Here is a 518-nt window from a genome sequence, read left to right as displayed (position 1 = left end):
GGGCCAGACCCTGCTGGTCACCGCCGGGCTGGGGCGGGTGCAGCGCGATGGCGGCCCGGTCGAGGAAATCCGCCCAGGCGACATCGTCTGGTTCGAACCCGAAGAGAAGCACTGGCACGGTGCCGCGCCGGACTGCGCAATGACTCATATCGCGATCGCCGAGATGAAGGACGGCAAGGCGGTCGACTGGCTCGAGAAGGTCAGTGACGCCGATTATGGGGTCGCCGAACCCCATTCATGATTACTGCGCATAATAGCATGCCGATCTGATGATCTAATCGTCGCAGTGACGGCCGCCTATTTTCCGGCGCACCAATCGTCGAACGCCTGCGGGCGGAAGGAAGAATGACATGGAAAAGCGAATTCTCGGCAGGAACGGTCTCGAGGTCTCCGCCATCGGCTTCGGCTGCATGGGGCTGAACTTCGGTTACGGCACCTCGGTGAGCAAGGAGGAAGGCATCAGCCTGATCCGCGCCGCGGTCGAGCGCGGCGTCACCTTCTTCGACACCGCCGAGGTC

At 62.9% G+C, this 518-nt stretch carries 2 protein-coding genes; both read left to right on the top strand.

The features are described from left to right. Positions 1–241 (top strand): cupin domain-containing protein (locus AC1DZC_RS20415; RefSeq protein ID WP_477044562.1); only part of this gene is annotated, 241 nt, incomplete at its 5' end. A gap of 109 nt (positions 242–350) precedes the next feature. After that, on the top strand, positions 351–518 hold a 168-nt coding region (locus tag AC1DZC_RS20410), incomplete at its 3' end, for an aldo/keto reductase (protein WP_477044563.1).

Source organism: Cellulomonas sp. P2_B4 (assembly GCF_056404795.1).
Note: the sequence above shows the minus strand (reverse complement) of the source record. Positions and strands in the feature narration are given on the sequence as shown.